Origin of the sequence: Nostoc sp. (assembly GCF_036917515.1) — a bacterium.
Classification (GTDB): Bacteria; Cyanobacteriota; Cyanobacteriia; order Cyanobacteriales; family Nostocaceae; genus Nostoc.
Map to the genome: position 1 here is coordinate 1 of NZ_JBALDE010000197.1, position 5,963 is coordinate 5,963.

Consider the following 5,963-nt stretch of genomic DNA (forward strand, 5'->3'; position numbering starts at 1 on the left):
AGAATAATGCTTCTAAACTAAACATAGGGCAGGTGCTGGATTTAACGCTATTTTCAGCTTACTACCTGCTCCTTTCCTTATCCCGAACTCAGGTTGGATTAACATGATTAATAACTCCTGGTTTGCCCATTTTTAGAGGAGTTACAAAAAAGCCTACTCAGGTATAGAAGATTAACTAGCAAGTTTAGTATAAATGTATATTTACTTGATGTTTGTGGGCAAACTCTACTATGCGTTTCATACATAAATTGGATGCACCGGGAACTATTCGCAACTTATTATCGAGAAGTGAGAACTAGTGTTTGAATATTAAAAAAACGGGATTTTCATTACTTAATATGTTAAATCCGTCTACTAAAAAGTTTAAAACCTTTGCTAAGTAATAATAGTAGTCTTATAGCAATCCTAAATGAATCGTGAAAAATATAGATAAGGAAACGAACCGCCTACTCCTACGGAGAAGCAAGCTACGCGCAGCATCTCGTAGAGAAGAACGCCATCGCGTAGCGTCTCGTTAGAGAAGGACGCAAAGGGAAGAAAGAGATATATAATTTTCACAAATGATTTAGGACTGCTATATTAAGTAGCCTGAATTTTAAGTTTTATTTTTTGGAAGTCTCTAATTCTTTTAAATCATCTAAGGTACAGAGCAAACGAGGCTTTTCAGGGTCAGTCAAATCTAGTTGCTTCCAAGATATTGTATAGCCACTGTGGATCTTGTGTGCCCCAAGCAAGTGTAAGATTCTCAACCCAATTGTCCAAACAGATAGTCTTTTTAACACAGCAGTGGTTCCAATCAGATATTCCTGAATAATCCATTCTTCACCTTGCTGTTGAGCATGTACTTCCTCAATGCGTCCGGCAGGTTTACCAGTTGAATCCAATACTTGTTTACCTAGTAGCAGTTCCAGATGAATTTCACGAGTTGCCATGTTCTGCCCCTGGAATTCGGCTAATAATGTGTTTTTGAAGCCATTTTTCATAAGCTAATGCCGGAGTTGTGTCAGCTTCAATCTCGACTTCGACATCAATACCAACATCCTGCACTTTTGACCACGGAATTCTAAAGGGTTCACTTTGTTTAGCACCCCAGCTACTTTCAATTGCTGCTACCCACCTTCCTAAACGTGGATGAATACGTCGTGCAAGAATTGTCATACCAGTTTCGATATAAGTGAGTCGTGGCGGTTCTCCATCGCGTAACTCGATGACAATGCCATCGACTTTGCCCAGATGGCGGCGATCGCTGTCAACTAATTGGTTATCAAGTACATCTCTAATAATGTTCATTTTCTATCACTTCCAGTTGATTATTAACGGTAACGCCCACCAGCGATCACCCTCCAATAATTTCTAGTGGAATAGCAACGATCGCTAACACGAATGTCAGCACAATTGTAAAGATCACAACACTATTACTTATCCAACCGTTGCGATATTTGCCGACATATAATTCATCGTTCATCAATACCAGAAATGGCACAATCACAGGTGGCAAAATCACTGCTGTAATTGCCATTGAAAACAAAGTCAATTGCAATGGGTCGATCCCAAATACCATTAATAAAGAAGCGAGAAAGACAAACACAGTGTAGATCAAACTAAAGCGTGCGGCATCTTTTGGTTTCAGGTTTTCGCCCCAATTCCAACCAAAGGTCTGAGCAACAATATAGGCTGTGTCGAGAGTAACCTCCAGTGCTGCACCAAAGCAAGCAATGCCCAAGGACACCGCAAATAGCACAAAGCCCCAGTAACCAAAAGCTTCTGTCAACATCAACGCCGCTTGTTCGTAGCTATCTACTTCAATGCCCTTGGGTTTGAGTACCAGTGCTGACACAATCAGCACCCCTAGCGATACGACACTACCAAAGCTCATCCCTAAACCGGCAACTGCGCGATTTACACCAATGTACCCTTCATCCCATTTATCTTCTACTGCCCCAGATGAGTAGAAGTAAAATAAATAGGGGCTAATCAAAGCACCCAAAATCCCAACTCCAAGATATAAATAATGAGCGGTATTTTGTTGTGGCAGAGTTGGCAACAAACCACCGCCAAGTTGTGTTAGAGATGGATGCAACTTAAAAGTAGCGACAACAAAAACTACTGTAACCAACCCTAATAGGGAAATACCATTTTCAATAATGCCAAAGTTACCGTACCAAATTAGCAACCAAATTGCAAAGGCAACGGGTAAAGCATACCACTGAAAGCTAATACCCGTTAGCAGTTGTAAGGCAATGCAAACACCACCAATTTCAGCTGCTAAAACTAGAAAATCAACTATGACTTCTGCAATCAGTGGAATAATATAAAAATTAAACCCAAAACGTTCACGCACCGCAGCAGCTAATGTATGCTTGCTAACTGCTGCTAACCGCCCAGACATTTCTACCAAAAAAATCACACAAATTGTACCCAGGATAATCGCCCAGATTAGTTGAAAGCCGAAAATAGATCCAGCCTCTGCTGCTGTGGCGATCGCACCCACATCCAAGAAGCCACCAATACTAGTCACAATGCCCAGCGCAATTTCAAAAATTTTCTTCATGGTTTATTCTGCTGTGGTAGTTGCGAGTCTAGTCTTCGTCCTTCTAGCGATAAGTCCCCAATTCTTTGTGCCACTACAGAATAATTTTCTTGTTCAATTGCGGTTGATATTTGCTCCGTGATTTTTACTAACTGTTTGATATGACCTAAAAGTGCTAATTTATAAGGCTGGGGAATAGCCGTAGATGATTCTATTTCGGCTATGTTGTCGGTTTCTGTTTGCAACTTTTGCTGTGCTTTCTTGAGTGTTTGTTTGGCATAGACCTTTGGCACAGCACCTCGTACCCAAGCATCAGCAACCATTTTGCTTGTAGCTGTCCATGACTTTACAGTTTGTAGTTCTTGTGTAAGCTTATCTGTGGCTGCTTCGCTACAAGCGGTTAATAATGTCAACCCTAATAAATAACCTATAAATATCCTTTTCATCAGATGTCCGTTTTCCTAGCCCTCCTTAGAACTGATTCACTCTCACCTATAACCTATTCCAGAGGTTATTTACCTGTAAGCTTCACCAGTCCCACACCACCGAAATAAAGCGCTAAAACTGCTCCCGCTAAGAGACTTTGAGTCAGGGGGTCAGTAGAAGGCGTGAGGACGGCTCCTAAAACTACTGCTCCCATAATCACGTAACGCCAACCAGAAATCATCCGTTCTGACGAGACAATGTTCAAATTACCGAGCAACAGTTGGATGATGGGAATTTGAAATGCTAAACCAGTGCTGAATAACAATAGCAGCACAAATTCAAAATATTTATCAATTGACCAAAGTTGTTCAACTACATCTGCTCCGTAGCTAATGAAAAATTTCAAGGCTGCGGGGATAAGGAGTAAATAGGCAAATACTAAACCCGCCCCAAATAGCACACTCGAACCCAAAACCACAGGCCCGAGTATACGGCGTTCGCGGCGAGTCAGTCCAGGAAGCACAAACTGGATGATCTGGTAAAGAATGAAAGGACTAGTAAGTATGAGCCCAGTGTAGGCGGCAACTTTCAGGGAGACAAAGAAATATTCTCCAGGTGCAAGTTGGAGAAATTTTACTCCTTGTGCTGGAACCTCAAGTAACTGGACAATTGGCTTAACGGCAAAAAAACAGCCAATAATGCCCACTGCTACGGCAATTAACGAATAGAAAATCCGCTGTCGCAACTCTTCTAGATGGTCGAAAAGGGACATTTCGACTTCACCTGGCAACTCATCAAGAGGATCGGTGTCTGAGTTGCCATATTCTTCTGGGTCGAGGTTAGGAACGTTTACAGTATCTACGTCTTGTGAAGGCGTCACGTCGCTTCGCTCCGAATTCAAAATTCAAAATTCACGCGTTACAATCCCCTAAATTTATTTAAAATATATTTATGGGCTTGTATCTTTTTTATCGGTCATCGACCATTTTGGTGACTCAGCACTCTTCATTATTTTATCTGGGGAATGCAGCTACTAAGATATGTTTTTGGGTGCTGTGGGTTTTTTGTCCTGTTTTTTGGGTTTGCATCTGCATAAGTAAGTAGGAAGCCATCTTGTAAGCAATGCCTAATCTAAAATAAAAAAGGGTGGAACCGATAATTTAGAAATCATGTCTCTGCGGTTAGTAGTCTGTCCTATTGATTTTGATAAGTTTGTAGTGAGCACTTCAGTGTTTAGAGAATAAAGGACTAAAGTTCTTACCCTTCGGGTTCGTTAGTCGCTCATGGGGGAAACCCCCAAGACCGCGCTAACTCACTACGAACTGGCTTACCCATCAACTTCGACTTGACAGGCACTAGTAGCGCTGAGTAAATTGCCACAACATCAACATTTAATACTCAGTTTTAAAAATCCGGTTCATTAAGGTGGCATCTATACATAGAGTAATCGGAAATTGTTAGCTGAGGTTGGGTATGAACCGGATAATTTGCATTGCCCTAATGGCATTGCCTGTTTATTTATACAATGTTGAGCTAAGTAATACTTTTAGTAGTGATGTGACAATTGTTAAAAAGCAGTTTCCCACAGCAGCTGCTTTAATTGCTTACAGTACAAATGCTCAGTCAGGCGTCTTGCCCTGGCAAACATCGGCTAGAGATGACCAAACCGAAGATTGCCTTCGTGCTGGCACTTGCAAAGATTGATAAGAGGAGGCAGGAGGCAGCCCCATCATCAAAGGAAATTAATGGTTGTAGAAAATCAACGTACAGTAGTGGTTACAGGAGCCTCAACAGGAATTGGTCAAGCGTGTGCTTTGCTTTTAGACCAATTGGGCTTCTTTGTTTTTGCTGGAGTGCGTCAAGATATTGATGCTCAAACACTTAAACAGAAAGGGTCACAAAGGCTGATTCCGATTTTTTTAGATGTTATTGATGCTGAATCGATCGCAGCTGCGATTGAGAAAGTAACAAATGCAGTTGGTGGTGCAGGGATTTTAGGTTTAGTAAATAATGCCGGAATTGCTGTCCCTGGCCCGTTAGAATTATTACCAATCGCTGATTTTCAACACCAGATGCAGGTTAATGTCACTGGACAATTAGCAGTGACACAAGCATTTCTTGGTCTTTTACGCCAAAGTCAAGGTCGAATTGTCAATATAGGTTCCATTGCTGGTAGGAGTCCTACGCCGTTTTTGGGTGCTTACAATGCTTCTAAATTTGCCTTGGAAGCACTTACTGATGTGATGCGGATGGAGTTACGACCTTGGGGAATCTCAGTTTCAATTGTTGAACCTGGTTCTATTGCTACCCCAATCTGGAACAAGTCTCTCAATCAATCTGAAGTAGCACAGCAGGATCTACCCGAAACGGCACACAATCTCTATGGTCAGGCAATGACTATTGTCCGCAAGAAAATGCAGAATATCGCATCTAGAGGGATTTCTGCGGATATTGTCGCTCAAGTTGTTGTCCATGCGCTGACTGCAAAACAGCCCAAGACGCGCTATCTTGTTGGACAAGATGCCAAAATCGGAGCGTTGCTAAAGCATATTTTGCCTGACAAGCTACATGACAAGATAATTTTATACTCAATGGGGCTGTAGATTACTGATTGTCAATACTTCAGAGGTTGTCACTCTCAATGCATAGTCTGTCATTCACAAAATTGTGATTTTACTCCTTGTATGACCAAACTGTGAACCATAGCGTGACCAAAAGTTAACGTAATTTCAAGGTTTTTAGCCAATCAAAAACCTAACTTTATGAATCAAATTATGTCCGCGTGTTTTAAATGCGAACCATAATGCGACCAAAAGTTTTATTTTTTGACTTGGTAAAAAATGCAGAGCAAGACACACTATTTAACCCTTAAATTTTAAACTTTTGGTCAAAATTTGGTTCAAAATGCCCACAATATGGGTTCTTGGCAACTTTTGGTGATCTAAGTTGAGGGAAGGCAGATGGCAGAGGGCAGAAGGCAGAAGTCAGAAAGATATAATTGAGATAC

General features: G+C 41.3%; 7 protein-coding genes. 2 read left to right on the plus strand and 5 right to left on the minus strand.

Annotated elements, in window-relative coordinates:
- Positions 1-602: 602 nt before the first annotated feature.
- From V7K89_RS26145 to tatC, 5 genes are all read right to left on the minus strand, one after another.
- Positions 603-932: a hypothetical protein gene (locus V7K89_RS26145; RefSeq protein WP_335192364.1), complete on the minus strand. Its 330-nt coding sequence runs from the start codon at positions 930-932 to the stop codon at positions 603-605.
- Positions 919-1,290, minus strand: a complete 372-nt coding sequence (locus V7K89_RS26150) for a hypothetical protein (protein WP_335192366.1) — start codon at positions 1,288-1,290, stop codon at positions 919-921. Before V7K89_RS26150 ends, V7K89_RS26145 begins: the two co-directional genes overlap by 14 nt.
- Positions 1,291-1,336: 46 nt before the next feature.
- Entirely contained in the window at positions 1,337-2,551 is a 1,215-nt protein-coding gene (locus V7K89_RS26155; RefSeq protein WP_335192368.1) for an NRAMP family divalent metal transporter, read from the minus strand.
- Positions 2,548-2,976 (minus strand): hypothetical protein, encoded by a 429-nt coding sequence (locus tag V7K89_RS26160; RefSeq protein WP_335192370.1) that lies wholly within the window; start codon positions 2,974-2,976, stop codon positions 2,548-2,550. The genes V7K89_RS26155 and V7K89_RS26160 overlap by 4 nt, the downstream gene beginning before the upstream one ends.
- A 65-nt stretch (positions 2,977-3,041) precedes the next feature.
- Complete coding sequence (gene tatC, locus V7K89_RS26165; RefSeq protein ID WP_335192372.1) at positions 3,042-3,836, minus strand: twin-arginine translocase subunit TatC; 795 nt, start codon at positions 3,834-3,836, stop codon at positions 3,042-3,044.
- Positions 3,837-4,429: 593 nt separating this feature from the next.
- On the opposite strand from tatC, the gene V7K89_RS26170 reads away from it, so the two are divergent.
- Both V7K89_RS26170 and V7K89_RS26175 read left to right on the plus strand, forming a co-directional pair.
- Entirely contained in the window at positions 4,430-4,660 is a 231-nt protein-coding gene (locus V7K89_RS26170) for a hypothetical protein (RefSeq protein ID WP_335192374.1), read from the plus strand.
- A gap of 41 nt (positions 4,661-4,701) precedes the next feature.
- Entirely contained in the window at positions 4,702-5,559 is an 858-nt protein-coding gene (locus V7K89_RS26175) for an SDR family oxidoreductase (RefSeq protein ID WP_335192377.1), read from the plus strand.
- Positions 5,560-5,963 lie beyond the last annotated feature (404 nt).

Bases quoted from the DNA above. Each gene is read 5' to 3' on its own strand.
- V7K89_RS26145 (WP_335192364.1), bottom strand. From the start codon at position 932: ATGGCAACTCGTGAAATTCATCTGGAACTGCTACTAGGTAAACAAGTA.
- V7K89_RS26150 (WP_335192366.1), bottom strand. From the start codon at position 1,290: ATGAACATTATTAGAGATGTACTTGATAACCAATTAGTTGACAGCGAT.
- V7K89_RS26155 (WP_335192368.1), bottom strand. From the start codon at position 2,551: ATGAAGAAAATTTTTGAAATTGCGCTGGGCATTGTGACTAGTATTGGT.
- V7K89_RS26160 (WP_335192370.1), bottom strand. From the start codon at position 2,976: ATGAAAAGGATATTTATAGGTTATTTATTAGGGTTGACATTATTAACC.
- V7K89_RS26170 (WP_335192374.1), top strand. From the start codon at position 4,430: ATGAACCGGATAATTTGCATTGCCCTAATGGCATTGCCTGTTTATTTA.
- V7K89_RS26175 (WP_335192377.1), top strand. From the start codon at position 4,702: ATGGTTGTAGAAAATCAACGTACAGTAGTGGTTACAGGAGCCTCAACA.